We start from the raw sequence: 16,085 nt of genomic DNA, 5'->3' as shown, positions 1-16,085 counted from the left end.
TGTAGGCCTGTAAGTAACCAAACGACATCATTGGCTTTGACTGCGCTAAAGTTTCAACAGCAACAATCCGGCTATAATTAGCCTGCCGATGTCTTTGCTTTGAAGCTTTGTCAAGCAGCAGGAAAGGAGACGTCGGTTTCCGCGACGCATCCGATTATCTGGATAACAGATTGTTTCGCTGGCCGGACGGGGTCAGCCGCCGGCTGTCTCCGCAATCCGGTAGTCCAGAATGACGTGGTTGGGCTGCGGGTAGCTTGGGCTGGGCGTCACTTTCACCCCGATGCCGGCCTTTTTATAGAGGGCCACGATCGCCTGGGCGGTGGCCGTGACGTTCTGCTCGTTGACCACGTCACCCGGCTTGAGCTTGATCGCGGCCGCAATCTTGTCGGAAGACATGCGCTTGTTGCCCTCGAAGGTGACCTTGTCGAGGCGCAGAACGGCAGGTGCCTGCGGTGGCGCTGCCGCCTCTTCGGTGATCATATACTCGACCCGCACCAGGCCGGGACGCGGGATCGTCATCCTCTGCTTGAAGCTGGCTCCGACATTGGCGTGGCGATAAACCCCGACGATTGCCTGGAAATTGGCCTGGAGGTCGGCCTTCGTGACCTTCTGACCGACGCTGACGGTCATCGCCTGGTCGATTGCCGATGTCGGCACCTGCTTGTTGCCGACGACGGTCAGCTTCAGCAGCTTCATCGGGCGGCTGCTCGCGGCACTTGCTTGCGCCTGGGCGGACGTCGCCAGGCCGATCTCCGCACCCGGCACCGTCGCCACGCACAGGCTTGAGGCCAGCAGGACGCGAACCAACACCCGCTTGCGATTCATGCGATCTCCTTTGCCGCGCGGCTAATAGGGCTTATAGGGGAGGAACTTGCCGCTCATGGTGATCGCCACCCGGTCGCCGGCGGGATCAAGCTCGCGCTTCAGATCCATGCGAAAGTCGATGGCACTCATGATGCCATCGCCGAATTCCTCGTTGATCAGCGCCTTGAGCGTGGTGCCGTAGACGGTGACCAGTTCATGGAAGCGATAGATCAGCGGATCGGCGGGTGCTGCCGGCGGCATCCGCATCGGCGGCTCCTGCAGCAGCCTGATCTCCAGCCCGTCGAGGCCGAGTGCCGTGCCGATCGCCTCGGCCGCCGGCTTCGGCAGGACCATCTGGCCGAGCAGCCCGGCGGTGACGAATTCCTTGGAGAGATCGGGCGCGTGGGCGGCAAGCCCGCTCCAGCTCAGCGCCCGCTCCGCCTTGATCCGCGCGATCTTCTCGGTCAGGTCGCCGCGCAGGCTCACAACCCGGTCTCCTTCAGTCGTGGCATCAATTCGACGAAATTGCAGGGGACGTGCCGCCGGTCCAACTGCCAGACCAGGATGTCGTCCCAGCCATCGCAAACGGCGCCGCGGCTGCCGGGCAACGCGAACAGGTAGGTGCCGTTGCAGACGCCGGCCAGAGCGCGCGACTGGATCGTCGACGTGCCGATCTTGGCGTAAGACAGCATTCGGAACAGCTCGCCGAACCCCTCGATGCGCTTTTCCAGCACGCGCTCGAACGCCTCCGGCGTGACGTCGCGGCCGGTGACACCGGTGCCGCCGGTGCTGATCACCACATCGATTTGCGTATCGCGGGTCCAGCCGGAGAGCCGCCGCACGATGGCGTCGACATCATCGCGCTCGAGTGCCCGGTCAGCCAGCACATGGCCCGCCGCCTCAATCCGGGCCGCCAGCAGGTCGCCGGACGTGTCGTTCGCCGCGGTGCGCGTGTCGGAGACCGTCAGCAGCGCGATGCGGACCGGCGTAAAGGGAATGCTGTGATCGAGACGAGACATAGGAAGAGCAAACAGGCGAAGGTGCCGCAGGTCAATCCGGCGCCGTTGCAACAGCCTGTGCGGGCGCCACCCCCGGCACCGCCTCGTGGTCGATCGCCGCCTTCAGCAGGGCGGCACGGTCGGCGGTAGTCGGCGACAGCCTGACGATACGACCGCCGTCGCGGGCAAGACCGACGAGCATTGCGGGGGCGGCCTCGTCGGAGGTTTCGCACCGGCTGGCGTCGCGTCGCGCCACCTCCAGCACCGCCGGGCTCTCTTGCGGGTGATGCACGATCACGTCCGCCTCGCCCAGCAGCCGAAGCGCACGCAAGGTCAGCAGGTCCGCCTCCCCCGGGCCGGGATGGACCAGATGCACGAAGCCGCGCGCCGGCCGCTCGAGGCCTTCGGCCGCGTCGCGCAGCGCCGACAGATAGGCCGCCTCCGCCTCCGCCTCGCGCCCCGCCAGCATCAGCTCGGCGACGGCGCCGGAGAGGGCCGCCTCGAGCATTCGCCGCCGCCGCAGCACGTCGGGGATTGCCGCGCGCGTTTGTGCCTGCATCCGACCTGCGAAAGCTGCAAGCTTGCCGAAGCCGGGCGCCACCGCGGCCTCAATCCGGGCGCGCAGCAGCCGCGCCAGTACCGGGCTGGCACCGCCCGACGAGATCGCGATCGCCAGCGGCGGCCGCAGCACCACGGCCGGGGTGATGAAGCTGCCGAGCTCGGGCTGGTCGACGACGTTGCACGGAATGCCGCGCGCGCGCGCCGCCGCCGCCATCGCGGCGAGGGCCACCTGCATCGGATGACCCGGGGCCCTTGCCGCACCCTCCGCCGCGCCCACGGCAATCGCGCAGCCATCGAGCCTGGCCTCATTGAACGCCAGCGCGCGCACCACGACGGCGCCGCAATCGCGCAGGCTGTCGGCACGACGCTCGGCCGCCTCGCCCTCTCCAAGCAGCAAGGCGCGCCGACCGTCGAGATCAAGGAACAAAGGCAGGCGGCGCGGTAGGTCCATGTTGGTCCGGAAGCAAAACTATGTTAGACTGTGTCTCGTTGCACGGGACAAGTCTACCATGGCGTACGCACTCGAAGGCCCGCGATGGGCAACGACGACAATTACCTGGGATTTCGCGAGCTCGACCCTACCGGGCGACATCACGACCGCGTTCAGCAATGTCATCGCCCAACCCGAGGCCCAGGCCGTGGTGGCTGCCGCGTTCGAGGCCTGGTCGCGGGTCGCCGACCTGCAATTCGTCCATGCGCCGCAGGACAGCGTCGGCGTTGATATCAGGCTCGGCTGGGGCACACTCGCCGCGTCCACCGACACGGCCGAGTTGGGCGTGACCACCCTCCGCTATCGGACCCCGGTCAACCAGATCCTGCCCGATGTCCGGATACGCCTGCTCGACCCCACGGGCACCCCGCTGTCGGACAGCCCCGGCACGCCGACCTACACCACTTACGACGCCACGCTCTTCCAGGTGGCGCTGCACGAGATCGGCCACGCGATCGGTCTCGCGCATGACGTGACCGACGCTTATGCGATCATGTACCCCTATCTCGACGCGCAGAACCGTCAGCTCGCCGCTCCCGATATCGCCGGCGCGCAGGCGCTCTATGGCGCGCCGCGCGCCGAACTGATCGACATCGGGGCCAATCAGGAGACGCTGTCGGGGAGCTTGTCGGGCATGCCGTCGACAGTGTTCGGCGGCAGCGGCGCGCTCGACTATACCGGCAATGTCGGGCTGATCGTGCTGGCGAACGGATCGGCGCGGATCGATGACGGCACCGTCACGGTGTTCGCGGGGAGCGGCCCGCTCGCCGCCGCGGATAACGCGCGCGCCACCTTCATCCTGGGTAGCGGGTCTAGCAGCATCGGTGGGGGCGCCGCCGGCTCTGCCGACATCCTCTTCGGCGGCAGTGGCGCCTTCACCTATGCCGGCCAGCAGGAAGCGGCCAGCGTAATCGGCGGCACCGGCAGCGCCACCATCACCGGCGGGACCGGCGGCGGCTTCTATAGCGGCGGCAGCACGGGGAACAACCTGCTGACCGCCCAGTGGGTCGGCACCGTGCTGGTCGGCGGCGGCAACAACGACGTGCTGCGCGCGGCCCCGATCGGCTACGACTATCTGGTGGCCGGTGCGGGCAACGAGACCCTCGTCGGCGCCGGCGGCGGCACCGATCGCTTTTTTCTCGGCAGCGGCCACGACCAGGCCCAGTTCGGTGCCGGCCCCGGCCTGCTGGTCACCGGCGCGGGCTCCGCCACGATCTTCGCCGGTAACGGCGTCTCGACCGTGTTCGGCGGCAGCGGCGGTGCCGACCTCGACGTCGTGCAGCCTGGCAGCGCGATGTGGATCAGCGGCTTCCGCGTCGGCCTCGATCATGTCGGCGGCAGTCCGCTCACCGCGGCGGCGGTGGGCGGCGGCGACACCGTGCTGCATTTCGCCGACGGCGCGGTGGTGACGCTCAACGGCGTGAGCGATCCCTCCGCCAGCGGACTGCTGGGCTGACCCGGCTCATACCACTTTGGGACGCAGCACCGCATCCTCGTGCCGCATGATCCGGCGTGCGAGCTTCAGCGCCGTGTAGCAATCGTCGGCGCGGGCACTGGCGTGCAGCAGGTCGAGGATGATCCGCGCGGCGGCCGACGTCGTAGCATCACGGAACATCGCAATGAGGTCGCCCAGTCGCACCAGCGCCGCCGGCCGCGCCTCGTCGGCGCCGATATAGACCTCCTGAACGGCGTAATAGATCCGCCGCGCCGGGCTGTCCGCCTCGTGCCGCGCCATCAACTGCTTGCCGAACAAAAAGCGTGCCCGTGCCGCGAGCTCAATGGTGCTCTTGTTACGGAACCGGATTGGGGCCCCGTTGATGACCATCATCTCGCCCGGCTTCAACTCAAGAACAAGATTGCCCAACAGCCGCGCTCCGATCCCTCCCGCATCGACAGTTCGGCGGGAACAGGGCCAATACTGCCACGCGTCGCTTAATGGCCCGTGAATAAGCACGGGTGAAGCAGAAGGGGCGCCACTCAAACAGGTGTCGCCATGCCGTTGTCGCAGGTTCATCTCGGTCAAAACGATAACGTCATCGACGCATGTGACGTTTCGCAGGAGTACTTTCGCCGCGGTTGAGCGCGTGATGATCCTGCGCATCAACGTCGATGAAGGCGAAGCCTCGATTGAGGAAGTGTTCAACGGATCGGCAACCGACATCATCAGTCAATGTCGTGAGACGAAGGGGGACTACCACTTCATTCCACCCCGAAAGCCGGCGAGCCCTCGACGACCAGTGTCTGAGATGACCATATTCGCACAGGCGCGGCGCGGCGACCGGACCATCAGGCAATATGAGAACGGCACGATCGAGGTGCTGACCAACGGCGTCCCTGAGCTTGTCGCCAAGCCCGTCCTTCGCGCGCTGTGCGTCGAACTCGGACTCACTCTGCTCAACGGCAATGGCAACGCGAAAAACACCCGTACGCTTGGCGCCGATGTCATCGCGGCCTTGAACGAACTCGGGGCAGCCGATGAGAGCTGATTTCAAACCATGAGGCTGGCTGCCAGGCTGTGGCTCGGGTCGGTGACGCCAAGCAGCGTGATCCGGGTTCCGTCGTCCAGGCTGAGCGTGTTGTTGCCGCCGGCAGTCGTCAAGCTCGGGACACCGTTGTCGTAGCCGAACAGCGCGAGCCGGTCGATGCCCGGCCGAAAGCCGTCGATGCTTTCGGTGCCGCCGGCGGCGCCCTTGACGATGTCGTAGAGCACGGCGCCGCTACCCTCAGTGATGCGGGTGCTGCCGCTACCGCCAATCACTGTTGCGGGCCCGGCGCCGAGTTGCAGGGTCATAGCACCTGGTCCCGCGAAGACCTCGCAGGCGCCGTTGCCGGCGGCGATGCTGGATGCGCCGACGCCGCCGACCAGGATAATGTTCGCACCCTTGCCGGTCACCGCGAGGCTGCCGCTGCCGCCGATGATGGAATCCGCACCCGCGCTGCCGCAGGTGAGCTTCGCGGCCCCGCTGCCGGCGAACACCGCGTCGCTGTGCAGGGTCATGGTCAGGGGACCGGCACCCCCCACCACGGTATCGCCGCCGGCGGCACCGCCGGTCACCGTGGTGGCGCCGCCGGTGAAGATCACCGCCCCCGCGGTCAGGCCGCCGACGATGCTGGTGGCATTGGCGCTGCCGCCGATCAGGCTTTCGCGGCCGAGGCCGGCGACCAGCACGTCGGTGCCCCCCGCGGCCCCGAACAACGCATCCCCGCCGCCACCGCCGGTCAGGGTGGTGCCGCCGCCCCCGGCCGCCAGCACGTTGTGGCCCGCGGCACCGCCGGCGAAGACGCCGCCGCCGGCACCGCCGATGATCGTGGCGGAACCGCTGCCGCCGATGACGGTGCTGGGGACGCTGCCGCCGAGGAACAGCAGCGAGCCGGCTCCGGCATGCACCAATGTTGCGCCATTCAGCGCACTGATGGTGGCGTTGCCGACGCCGCAGGAGACGGTGTCGCCGTTCCGAGCCACGACGACCGATTCAGTGGCACCGAGCTGGATCAACTGCGTGGGCGGAGCCAAGGCGGGAGGCGCCGCGTCGTCCACCGCCAGCAGCGTGGTGCCCTGGATCGTGCCGCGCGCATCGGCGATGCTGAAGGTGAGGATCTCGGGCCCGATCGCGCCGGCTGTCGGCACGAAGCTGATGCCGCGCAAGGCACTCTGCACCGCGCTCGCGGCACCGGAAATCGTCACCGTCCGGCCGCCGTCGGAGATGGTCCCGCCGGCCGAGGCCTGCAATTCGCCGAGACCGGCGGCTGCGATCGTGATCGTCGCGGTCAGCGTGGTTGCGGTCGACTGCGTGAAGATCTGGGTCTCCCAGTAGGGCCGCAGGGCGGTGGCGCCCGTCACCGTCTCGGCCGGCTGCACGCCGGTCATGATGTCGTCGGCGGCCGCGTGGCCGGCCACTTCAAGGCCTGATTCCGAGGCGGTCGACACCATCGGCACCGTGGCTAGCCATTTTGCCACGGCATTGAGGGCGTTCGCCGACGTGGTCGAGAAATAGTCGCCGACCGTGGCGGCGGTCTGGCTGTAGTTCTCGACGATGAACTGGCTTGGCATGGCGCCGGCTGCCTGCAGCATCGCGACCAGCTTTTGGGTGTTGGCCAGCAGGTTCGGATCGACTCCGGCGCCGCCGTCAGGCGAGAGGATCATCGACGAGCGCAGCCCATTGGCGGTGCACCACTTGATGAGGGCTTCGAGGGCGGGGATGTAGGCGGGATCGCCGGCGGCGAGGTTGAAGACGAATTCCGGCGGCGTATCGAGGGCAATCCCACCGCCATAGAGTGCCGCGGCCCGAATATTGGCGAATGCATCCGAAGTCGCAACGTCGCTCAGCTCGTTGTCCGACCAGACCGGTGCCACGTTCATGATCCCGTGGCCGCGCAGCGCGTCGACTTCGGCCTGCCAGTTGGCGAGATCGAGCGGCGTCCAGAGCTGCGTGTAGTCGACGTTGACGTTGGTCTCCGATGGCGCAAAACCCTGGTCGGTAGTCAGCACCTGCTGCACGGTGTCGGTCAGGCCGGCGGTGCCGGGACCGAGCGGGCCAAAATTGCCGGCTTGCGCGGGTGCACTGGGGCCGGCCGGGGTAATGGCGCTTGGAGCCGTGACCAGCAGGCCGGCGGGCAGGGTGACCCCGCCAGTGATCGATCCCGCCGGCGCGTCCTCGGCCAGGATCGCCCGGATGACTCCATTGGGCGTGCTGGCGGAATAGGCGGGTGCGATCGAATAAATCGGCACCGTAATAGCGGCACCCGGTTGGACCACGTATTGCCAGATGCTGCCGTCGGCGTTCAGCGGCTGGTAGCCGGGGACGGCGGGGTCGCGGCCGACCTGATATTGTCCCGCCTGGCCGACGCCGGCGGTGCCTTGGACGATGTCGCTCGACGCGATCACCACGGCGCTGCCGGTCGTGTTGCGCAAGGTGACGGTGCCGGAGCCCGCCTGCAACGCCACGGCTTTCGCTGTGGACGCGGTGATTATAGCCCCGGGCACGGCGGCGATGGTGGTGATCGCGCCTGCAATCACGTTGCCGGAAGGGCCGTCCTGGTTCGCCTCTACCGTGACTTGGATCGAGGCGCCGGGTGCTACGACATAGTGCCCCCAGGAGCCGTCGCCGAGCGGACCGCCGGTCGCCCAATGGGCATTCGGCCTGCGGTCCATCATGACCGTGAAGCCGATGCCGGACGCGGTCGAGACAATGGCGCCGACCGGCACGTCGATGGCGGCATCCGTTGTATTTTTGATCGTGATGGTCTGTTTGGCGACGACGGTGTCGACGCCGTTCTCCTCGACCCCCGGCGCGGTTCCTGCCCACAGGGCGGTGAGCGCCTGCATGTCGGCGTTCACGACCATGTCGAAGACGCCGGTGAGATGGCCGTAGAGACCGATATTCCCTGTGGCGATCATCGGGTCCGAGATGGCGGGAGCCAGCAATTGCTCCATCTGGCTGGCGCCGCCGACAAAGATCGTTGTGTTGCCTGGTAGCATCGTGACGGGGTCCCGGCCTGTGCGGACTGCCGTCATTGAACGCCACGAGCCTTACCGGCGGGTTAAGCCGTCCAGGATTTCAGATTGTTCACCAAAGCGAGACGACGACCGTCTATTCGTCGTAGCGGACCAGGGCGCTGACCGGCACGCCGATCCTGGCGCGTCCGTTGAGGAAGCCGAGCTCGATGATCACCGCGGCTGCCGTGACCTCGGCGCCGACCTTTTGCAGAAGCGTGATCGCGGCGGCCATGGTGCCGCCGGTGGCGAGCAGGTCGTCGACGACGACGACACGCTGGCCCGGCGTGATGGCGTCAGTCTGGATATGCAGGCTGTCGCTGCCGTACTCGAGGGCATAGTCGACCGAGACCGTGCGCCCTGGCAGCTTGCCCGGCTTGCGCAGCATCAGGAAGCCGCAGCCGAGCTTGCTGGCGAGTGGTGCTGCGAGCAGGAAGCCGCGGCTCTCGACGCCGGCAAGCAGATCGGGTCGCGCCGGGGCCACCGCCCGCGACAGACGGCCCATGGTGACCTGCCAGGCATCGGCATCGCGCAGCAGGGTGGAGATGTCGCGGAACAGGATGCCCGGCTTGGGGAAGTCGGAAATGCTGCGGATATGCTGCTTGAGGTCCATTGCGGTCGGCGATCCGGCTGCGGTGCGCAAGCGGCGCGTCTACTAGCTCCCCGGAGGCCCGGCAAGGCCCAGAAGGCGGCTCAGGCAGCCCGCCCGGCGCTTTGCGAGACCAGTTCGGCCACGGCGGCGGCGAGCTGGGTGCGCCGGAACGGCTTGGCCAGCCAGCGGGTCGTCGGCTCGGCGGCCCCGGTCCCGTCGTCCACGCTACCGGACATGTAGAGCACGCGGGTTGCGGGGGATGTCTGCCTTACCTGCGCCGCGAGTGCGCGGCCATCCATGACTCCGGGCAGAGCGAGGTCGGTCAGCAGCAGGTCGAGCGGTGCCGCCTGCCGGCCAAGCTGGCGCATGGCGTCCTCGGCGTCGGCCGCCTCGCTGACCCCGTAGCCGAGCTCGCGCATGATCTCGGCCGCGATCCTGCGCACCGCCGCGTCGTCCTCAACGACCATGATCCGCGCCTCGTGCCGCACCTCGGGCAGTGCTGCGGCAGGGGCTGGTTCGGATGCAGGCGCAGCACCGGACGCAGGCGCAGCATTGGCGCGAGGCAGGAACAACTGGACCTTGGCACCGCGGCCGGTCTCGGACTGGATCATTGCGAGACCGCCACACTGGCGGGCGAAGGCGAAGACCATGGCCAGGCCCAGACCGGTGCCGCGCCCCTCCGGCTTGGTGGTGAAGAACGGCTCGAAGGCGCGCGCGATCACCTCGCGGCTCATGCCCTCGCCGGAGTCGGCCACCGTGACTCGCACATAGGCGCCGGGGGCGAGGTCGCAATGCGGGGCGGCGGCGTGACCCTCGAAGGCGACGTTTGCGGCCTCGACGGCCAAGCGGCCGCCCTCCGGCATGGCATCGCGGGCGTTCAGGGCCAGGTTGAGCACCGCGCTCTCGAGCTGCGCGGTATCGACGATGGCTGGCCACAATCCGGCCTCCGCCGTGAACGACAGCGCGATGGTATCGCCGAGCGTATGCGCAAGCAGCGGCATCAGGTTGGGCAGCACCTGGGCCAGGTCCACCGCCGCCGGCGCCAGCGGCTGCCGCCGCGCGAAGTTGAGCAACTGACGCGTCAGCGCGGCGCCATTCTCGGCGGCCCGGGCGGCCCGCCCCATGCGCGCGGTCAACAGCGCCACCTGGCCAGTCGCGTCGGCGACCGCCAGCTCTTCCGCCGAGACATCGAGGCTGCCCACGATCACGGCCAACATATTGTTGAAATCATGGGCAATGCCGCCGGTCAGTTGGCCGAGCGCCTGCATCTTCTGCGCCTCGCACAGCATCTGCTCGGCGCGAGCGCGCTCGGTCATGTCGGTCAAGGTCAGCACGAAGCCGCCCTGCGGCATCGTGGTGCGCCGGATTTCGACCTGTCTCTCGCCCGAGACCCGCTCATAGACGATCGGGGCACCGTCGCCGCCCGACAAAGCGGGGGGCTCGAGGAACGCCTCGCCGGCACCAGCCAGTTGACGTTCGAGCGCCTCGTAGGGCAGCCCGTGGCATAGCACCGAGGCCGGCAGCTCGAGCATCTGCCGCAGCCTCAGGTTCCAGTTCAGCAGGTGGCCGTCAGCCGAGAACACCGCGACACCCTGGCTCAGGCTGTCCAGGCTGCCGCGCAGTTGCTGTGCCAGCAGGCGTTGCTCGGTCTCCGCCTGGCTCAGCCGCCGCCACGAACGGCGGACTTGGCGCAGTGCCGCCAACATGCCGAGCACGCCGAGGCCGGCAACCGCGGCGGCACTCCAGCGCAGGACGCGGATGCCGCCGCCGATCCTGCGCAGGTCGGATTGCTGGCTGCCCTCCAGGGCCTGGGTGGCGTGGGTGACACGATCGAGAACGTGCTGGTCGTCGGTGGTGCCGCGCAGCGCCTCGGCACCGGTGAGCAGACCATCATGGCGGAGCACCACGGCGCGGCCGAGAGCTTGCTGGCGCTGGTCGACCTTGCTGACCAGCGCCTTGACCGCGGGCCCGGCGGCGGCATCGGATGTGGCCCGATCACGCAGCCGCTCGGACAGCGATTCGAGCGTGCGGGCCGCACCCTGGAATGCGGTCAGGTCTGCGCTGGCGCCGCTGAGCAGGTAGGCGTGCTGGGTGGTCTCGACGTCGCGCAAGGCGGCGGCGAGAGACTGCAACAGGCTGGCTTCGCCGCCGGAGACGAGGGTTGCGTCGCGCACCTGCTGGATCACGCCGGTGCGGTTCCATTGCACGATCGCGAGGCAGCTCAGCAGCAGCAGAACGGCGATCGGGACCAGCAAACCGACGTCGCGGACCAGGGAACGGCGCACGCAACGGCCTCCAAGACGCTCGGGTGGACTCTGCGGTACCGTCCAAGGGATGGCACGCGAGCACCATATAACAAATTGGGGAGCTTGCGCAGTGTTGTCTTGACTAATTTCTAAATTTTATCACTTGACGCCGCCATTGCGACCCTGGAACGGTGAAACAAAAGCACGCCACCGAGTCCTGACGCCGCGAACAGGCCGATGCCGAGTCCAATCTGCAAACCGTAGCCGATCCTGGCCCCTGAGCCGATCAACACGAACACCACCGTCTGCGGCAGGCTGCCGATTAATGTCGCGGTGAGGAACGGCGCCAGCCGCACACCCAGCAAGCCGGCGAGCAACGAGACCATGAGGCTGCTTCCCACCGGCAGCAGCCGCAAGGTAAGGATTGCGGTGAACGGATTGGCGTTCATGAAGCCGTCCAGCCGACCCATACGGCCCTGCGCCAGGCGGCGCCGCGCCCAGTCGCCGGCGACAAGCCGGGCCCACAGCAGATCCACGAGGGCGGCCGCAAGATTGGCGGCGCTGGCGATCAGGATGCCGCCGAGCGGACCGTAGGCGAAGCCGCCGGCGAAACCGACCGCCTGCCGCGGCAGTCCGACCGCGCCGATCGCCGTGCCCACACACAGGAACACCGCCCAGCCGCGCCAGCCGTCGCGCGACAACAAGCCGCTGAGCAACAGGTGTCGCAGGTCGGGGAGTGCGCGCAGCAGCAGGGCCGCCGACAGCAGACCGCAAAGCAGCAAGGCCGGACGCAACAGGGTTGTGAGCAATTTCACCGGGCTGGCCGGCGGCGCCGTCAGCAGGCTCGCGTTTTGTCGCATATCGCGCGGTAGCACCGGTTATCAGCGATAGGCAAGAACGGCGGCTGGCGAAGCGGCACGGCTGCCTGCTACAAACAGTGACATGGCTTCCGACGCACTGTCCGGCTCAAATCCCGCTCTGCTTGCCACACTGCGGACGCGTCCGCAGACGCCGCTTACCGCACGCAATCCAAGGCTGATCTCGGCCTGGCTGCTGACGATCTGTGCCATGCTGCTCGGCATGATCGCGCTCGGCGGCGCCACCCGGCTGACCGGCTCGGGGCTGTCGATCATGGCGTGGCAGCCGCTGTCCGGCATCCTGCCGCCGCTGAACCATGCGCAATGGGAGCACGAATTCGCGCTGTATCGTCGTATCCCGCAATACGACCTGCTCAACCCCGGCATGGATCTGGCGGGCTTTCAGCAGATCTTCTGGCTGGAGTGGATCCATCGGTTCTGGGGGCGACTGATCGGCCTGGTGCTGCTGGTGCCACTGTTGGCGTTCGCGGCGCGCGGGGTGATCGGCGGGCGGTTGGTCGCGCGGCTGGCGTTCTTCCTCGTGCTCGGCGCCCTGCAAGGCGGGATCGGCTGGTTCATGGTGGCGTCCGGCTTCGATCCGCACAGCGTCGCGGTGGCGCCGGTGCGGCTGGTGCTGCATCTGGGCTTTGCGTTCGCGCTCTTTGCTGCGATCCTGTGGACGGCGTTTGAGGTGCGCGCGCCGCGCCCGGTCGCGATCGCCCCAAGCCGCGGCGCGCTCTGGACACGCCGGCTGACCGGCCTCTCCTGCGCGATGATCGGGCTGACTGTCGTCGCCGGCGGCTTTACCGCCGGCACCCACGCCGGCTTCGTCTACAACCAGTTCCCGGAGATGGGCGCAGGCCTGCTGCCGCCGCATTACGACCGGCTGGCGCCGTTCTGGCGCAACCTGACGCAGAACCTGGGGGCCGTGCAGTTCGACCATCGGGCGCTGGCATCGCTGACCGCGACCGCCGTTCTCTCCACCGTACTGGTCGGCCTGCGCAGCCGCCTGGGCAAGTCCGCGCACGATGCGCTGATGCTGCTCGGCTGGGGGGTGCTGCTGCAATACCTGCTTGGCGTGACCACCTTGCTACTGGTGGTGCCGGTGTGGGCGGGGACCTTGCATCAGACCTTTGCCGCGATCCTGCTCGGCACCGCACTGCTGGTGCTGCACCGGCTGCGCGGCGCCACTGGACCCGACGCGGCGTAAGCCAAAGTCGCCATTACGCCCTTCAGGAGCACGCTTGCATGACCAATCCCACAGCCCCGAGTCTCCCTGCCTTGGGTGTCACCGACGAGCTGTTCTTCGAACGCGCCGGTGCCCGGCTCGACCGCGGCGGCGCCGAACGCCTGCTTGGCACCGCACTGGAGGCCACCGACGACGGCGAACTGTTCCTCGAATATCGCGAAAGCGAGGTGATCTCGCTCGATGACCGGGTGATCCGCTCGGCCAGCTTCGACACCTCGAGCGGCTTCGGCCTGCGCGCGGTGCTCGGCGACGAGTCCGCCTACGCCCATTCCGACGACATCAGCGAGGACGCCCTACGACGCGCGGCGGCGACCGTCGGCATGGTCCGCGCCGGACGCAGCGGCACCCTCGCGGACCGTCCGCGCGCGACCAACGCGCGGCTCTACTCGGACGCCAATCCGCTGAAGGAGGCCGCCTTTGGCGACCGGGCCGCGATCCTCTCAGAAATCGACGCCTATGCCCGCGCCAAGGACAGCCGCGTGGTGCAGGTGATGGCCTCGCTCGCCGCAGAGTGGCAGGCGGTGCAGATCCTGCGTGCTGATGGCCATCGGGTCGCCGACCTGCGGCCGCTGGTGCGGCTGAACGTCAGCGTCGTCGTCGAGACGGATGGCCGGCGGGAGAGCGGCAATTATGGTACCGGCGGCCGCTTCGAATATTCCCGCGTACTAAGCGAGGCGTCCTGGAAGCATGCCGTCGACGAGGCGCACCGCCAGGCGCTGGTCAACCTCGACAGCCGACCGGCGCCCGCCGGCGAGATGGAGGTCGTGCTGGGCAATGGCTGGCCCGGCATCCTGCTGCACGAAGCGGTTGGGCACGGTTTGGAAGGCGACTTCAACCGCAAGGGGAGTTCCGCCTTCGCCGGTCTGGTCGGCAAGCGCGTCGCCTCCCCCGGTGTCACCGTGGTCGATGACGGCACCCTCGAAGGCCGTCGCGGCAGCCTCACCGTCGACGACGAAGGCACGCCCACCAGCCGCACGGTGATGATCGAGGACGGTATCCTGACCGGCTTCATCCAGGACCGCATGAACGCGCGGCTGATGGGGGTGGCGCCGACCGGCAATGGCCGCCGTCAGTCCTACGCGCACGCGCCGATGCCACGGATGACCAACACCATCATGCTGGCCGGCACCCACAGTCCCGAGGAGATGATCCGGTCGGTGAAGAACGGCCTCTATGCGGTCAATTTCGGCGGCGGCCAGGTCGACATCACCTCGGGCAAGTTCGTCTTCGCCGCCAGCGAGGCCTACCTCATTGAGGATGGCCGCGTCACCGCACCCGTGCGCGGCGCCACCCTGATCGGCAACGGACCGGACGCAATGACCAAGGTCAGCATGATCGGACGCGACCTGGCGCTGGATCCCGGCATCGGCACCTGCGGCAAGAACGGCCAGGGCGTGCCGGTCGGAGTCGGCCAGCCGACCCTGAAGATGACCGGCCTGACCGTGGGCGGCACCGCGGGCTGAAGCCCATGTCGTCCAGCGCCGTCTCCGCCGAAAGTGAGACAGGCGCCGTCTCCCCCGAAATCGAGAAAGGCGCCGTGTCCCCCGGCAGTGCCCGGCGCGCCGGCGGCGGCTTGGTGCCTGGCCGGATGCCGCTCTGGCTGATCCTGCTGTTGGGCTCGTTGAGCGCGGTCGGACCGCTCTCGACGGACATGTATCTGCCCGCCTTCCGGGCGATCGACGCGACCCTCGGCGGCGGCCCTGGGTCGGCACAGATCACGCTTGCAGCCTGGTTCGCCGGGCTCGCCCTTGGCCAGTTCACCCAGGGGCCGCTCTCCGACCGCTCGGGCCGCCGCACGCCGCTGCTCATCGGGATGAGCATCTACACGCTGGGCTCGATCGGCTGCGCGCTCAGCCATGGCTTCTGGGGCTTTTGCGCCTGGCGCTTCCTGGCCGCCCTCGGCGGTTCCTCGGGCATGGTGATCCCGCGCGCGATCGTCCGTGATGTCGCCACAGGTCCGCAGGGTGCCCGGATCATGTCGCAATTGATGCTGGTGCTGGGCGTGGTGCCGATCCTGGCGCCGACCCTGGGCGGCCTCGTGCTCAGCGTCGCCTCCTGGCGCTGGATCTTCTGGGTGGCGACAATCTACGGAGTCCTCGCCCTCGCCGCCGTGGCCTGGACGCTCCCCGATACGCTGCCACGCGAACGGCGGGTGCGGTTGCCCCCCGTCGAGGTGCTCCAGCGCTACGTCACCATCCTCAGCGAACGCTCCTTCCTGTCCAATACCTGTGTCGTCGGCTTCTCGACCTTCGTGATCTTCGCCTATCTGTCCGGCTCGCCGATCGCCTTCGAGCGGGTCCTGCATTTCTCGCCGACCCAGTTCGGCATCCTGTTCGGGGTCAACGCCTTCTTCTACATCCTATGCACGCAGATCAACGCTGCCCTTGTGCACCGGGTTGGCGTCGAGCGGCTGCTGCGCTTTGGCATTACGCTGCTGGCGTGTGCCGCCAGCCTGTTCCTGCTGCTGGTGCTGACCGGGGTTGCCGGCCAGGGGCGCCCGGCACTCTACGTCTGCATTCCGATCATCCTGCTGATGGCCTCAATGGGCTTCATCGGCCCCAACGCCACGGTGTTCGCCCTGGCCAGCCACGCGCGCCATGCCGGCAGCGCGTCCGCCCTGCTCGGGACGTTGCAATTTGGTCTCGGCTCGATCAGCGGCACCGCGATGGGCCTGCTGTCGATCACCAGCCTGGTGCCGATGGCCAGTATCATCGTCATCGGCGTGCTCGGCATCCTGCTGGCCAATGCGGCGCGGCCGAAGCGCCAGCCTGCCGAAACGGCCGCTGCGACTTAG

14 protein-coding genes are annotated in these 16,085 nt (G+C 68.0%); 5 read left to right on the top strand and 9 right to left on the bottom strand.

The window, feature by feature from the left end; all coding sequences use genetic code 11:
* Nucleotides 1-192: 192 nt before the first annotated feature.
* From ACQY4K_RS12910 to ACQY4K_RS12895, 4 genes are read right to left on the bottom strand one after another with little or no spacing between them, the layout of a single operon-like run.
* Complete coding sequence (locus tag ACQY4K_RS12910) at nt 193-825, bottom strand: POTRA domain-containing protein (RefSeq protein ID WP_428390605.1); 633 nt, start codon at nt 823-825, stop codon at nt 193-195.
* Between the two features lie 21 nt (nt 826-846).
* Nucleotides 847-1,290: a cyanase gene (gene cynS / locus ACQY4K_RS12905; RefSeq protein ID WP_428390604.1), complete on the bottom strand. Its 444-nt coding sequence runs from the start codon at nt 1,288-1,290 to the stop codon at nt 847-849.
* Nucleotides 1,287-1,823, bottom strand: coding sequence for a molybdenum cofactor biosynthesis protein B (gene moaB / locus ACQY4K_RS12900; protein ID WP_428390603.1), 537 nt, complete (start codon nt 1,821-1,823; stop codon nt 1,287-1,289). Before moaB ends, cynS begins: the two co-directional genes overlap by 4 nt.
* A 31-nt stretch (nt 1,824-1,854) precedes the next feature.
* Complete coding sequence (locus ACQY4K_RS12895) at nt 1,855-2,814, bottom strand: siroheme synthase (protein ID WP_428390602.1); 960 nt, start codon at nt 2,812-2,814, stop codon at nt 1,855-1,857.
* Nucleotides 2,815-2,872: 58 nt separating this feature from the next.
* Between ACQY4K_RS12895 and ACQY4K_RS12890 the strand changes: the two genes are divergently transcribed.
* Nucleotides 2,873-4,309, top strand: coding sequence for a matrixin family metalloprotease (locus ACQY4K_RS12890; protein WP_428390601.1), 1,437 nt, complete (start codon nt 2,873-2,875; stop codon nt 4,307-4,309).
* Between the two features lie 6 nt (nt 4,310-4,315).
* Here the strand turns inward: ACQY4K_RS12890 and ACQY4K_RS12885 are convergent, their stop codons facing one another.
* A complete protein-coding gene (locus tag ACQY4K_RS12885; RefSeq protein WP_428390600.1) occupies nt 4,316-4,717 on the bottom strand; it encodes a flagellar biosynthesis repressor FlbT in 402 nt (133 codons plus the stop codon).
* 223 nt (nt 4,718-4,940) lie between these two features.
* On the opposite strand from ACQY4K_RS12885, the gene ACQY4K_RS12880 reads away from it, so the two are divergent.
* A complete protein-coding gene (locus ACQY4K_RS12880) occupies nt 4,941-5,339 on the top strand; it encodes a hypothetical protein (RefSeq protein WP_428390598.1) in 399 nt (132 codons plus the stop codon).
* Nucleotides 5,340-5,341: 2 nt separating this feature from the next.
* Here the strand turns inward: ACQY4K_RS12880 and ACQY4K_RS12875 are convergent, their stop codons facing one another.
* From ACQY4K_RS12875 to ACQY4K_RS12860, 4 genes are all read right to left on the bottom strand, one after another.
* Nucleotides 5,342-8,332, bottom strand: a complete 2,991-nt coding sequence (locus ACQY4K_RS12875; protein WP_428390597.1) for a hypothetical protein — start codon at nt 8,330-8,332, stop codon at nt 5,342-5,344.
* Between the two features lie 112 nt (nt 8,333-8,444).
* A complete protein-coding gene (locus ACQY4K_RS12870; protein ID WP_428396113.1) occupies nt 8,445-8,960 on the bottom strand; it encodes an adenine phosphoribosyltransferase in 516 nt (171 codons plus the stop codon).
* An 80-nt stretch (nt 8,961-9,040) separates the two neighbouring features.
* Nucleotides 9,041-11,224: a PAS-domain containing protein gene (locus tag ACQY4K_RS12865; protein ID WP_428390596.1), complete on the bottom strand. Its 2,184-nt coding sequence runs from the start codon at nt 11,222-11,224 to the stop codon at nt 9,041-9,043.
* A gap of 110 nt (nt 11,225-11,334) precedes the next feature.
* Nucleotides 11,335-12,045 carry a TVP38/TMEM64 family protein gene (locus tag ACQY4K_RS12860; protein ID WP_428390595.1) on the bottom strand — a complete coding sequence of 237 codons (711 nt, stop codon included), beginning with the start codon at nt 12,043-12,045 and terminating at the stop codon, nt 11,335-11,337.
* A gap of 82 nt (nt 12,046-12,127) precedes the next feature.
* On the opposite strand from ACQY4K_RS12860, the gene ACQY4K_RS12855 reads away from it, so the two are divergent.
* The 3 genes from ACQY4K_RS12855 to ACQY4K_RS12845 are packed head-to-tail and all read left to right on the top strand — an operon-like array spanning nt 12,128 to nt 16,085.
* Nucleotides 12,128-13,252, top strand: coding sequence for a COX15/CtaA family protein (locus ACQY4K_RS12855; RefSeq protein WP_428390594.1), 1,125 nt, complete (start codon nt 12,128-12,130; stop codon nt 13,250-13,252).
* Nucleotides 13,253-13,290: 38 nt separating this feature from the next.
* Entirely contained in the window at nt 13,291-14,754 is a 1,464-nt protein-coding gene (tldD, locus tag ACQY4K_RS12850; RefSeq protein ID WP_428390593.1) for a metalloprotease TldD, read from the top strand.
* Between the two features lie 5 nt (nt 14,755-14,759).
* On the top strand, nt 14,760-16,085 hold the full coding sequence (locus tag ACQY4K_RS12845; protein ID WP_428390592.1) for a multidrug effflux MFS transporter: 1,326 nt from the start codon (nt 14,760-14,762) through the stop codon (nt 16,083-16,085).

The organism is Lichenicoccus sp. (assembly GCF_965276875.1).
In the GTDB taxonomy this organism is placed as follows: domain Bacteria; phylum Pseudomonadota; class Alphaproteobacteria; order Acetobacterales; family Acetobacteraceae; genus Lichenicoccus.
The sequence above is the reverse complement of the archived record's forward strand: the minus strand, read 5'-3'. Positions and strand labels throughout refer to the sequence as shown.

What these genes read in the sequence shown, in the direction of transcription:
- ACQY4K_RS12895 (WP_428390602.1), bottom strand. Translation starts at nt 2,814, where the DNA reads ATGGACCTACCGCGCCGCCTGCCTTTGTTCCTTGATCTCGACGGTCGG.
- moaB (WP_428390603.1), bottom strand. Translation starts at nt 1,823, where the DNA reads ATGTCTCGTCTCGATCACAGCATTCCCTTTACGCCGGTCCGCATCGCG.
- ACQY4K_RS12910 (WP_428390605.1), bottom strand. Translation starts at nt 825, where the DNA reads ATGAATCGCAAGCGGGTGTTGGTTCGCGTCCTGCTGGCCTCAAGCCTG.
- ACQY4K_RS12855 (WP_428390594.1), top strand. Translation starts at nt 12,128, where the DNA reads ATGGCTTCCGACGCACTGTCCGGCTCAAATCCCGCTCTGCTTGCCACA.
- tldD (WP_428390593.1), top strand. Translation starts at nt 13,291, where the DNA reads ATGACCAATCCCACAGCCCCGAGTCTCCCTGCCTTGGGTGTCACCGAC.
- ACQY4K_RS12890 (WP_428390601.1), top strand. Translation starts at nt 2,873, where the DNA reads ATGGCGTACGCACTCGAAGGCCCGCGATGGGCAACGACGACAATTACC.
- ACQY4K_RS12875 (WP_428390597.1), bottom strand. Translation starts at nt 8,332, where the DNA reads ATGCTACCAGGCAACACAACGATCTTTGTCGGCGGCGCCAGCCAGATG.
- ACQY4K_RS12845 (WP_428390592.1), top strand. Translation starts at nt 14,760, where the DNA reads ATGTCGTCCAGCGCCGTCTCCGCCGAAAGTGAGACAGGCGCCGTCTCC.
- ACQY4K_RS12860 (WP_428390595.1), bottom strand. Translation starts at nt 12,045, where the DNA reads ATGCGACAAAACGCGAGCCTGCTGACGGCGCCGCCGGCCAGCCCGGTG.
- ACQY4K_RS12880 (WP_428390598.1), top strand. Translation starts at nt 4,941, where the DNA reads ATGATCCTGCGCATCAACGTCGATGAAGGCGAAGCCTCGATTGAGGAA.
- ACQY4K_RS12870 (WP_428396113.1), bottom strand. Translation starts at nt 8,960, where the DNA reads ATGGACCTCAAGCAGCATATCCGCAGCATTTCCGACTTCCCCAAGCCG.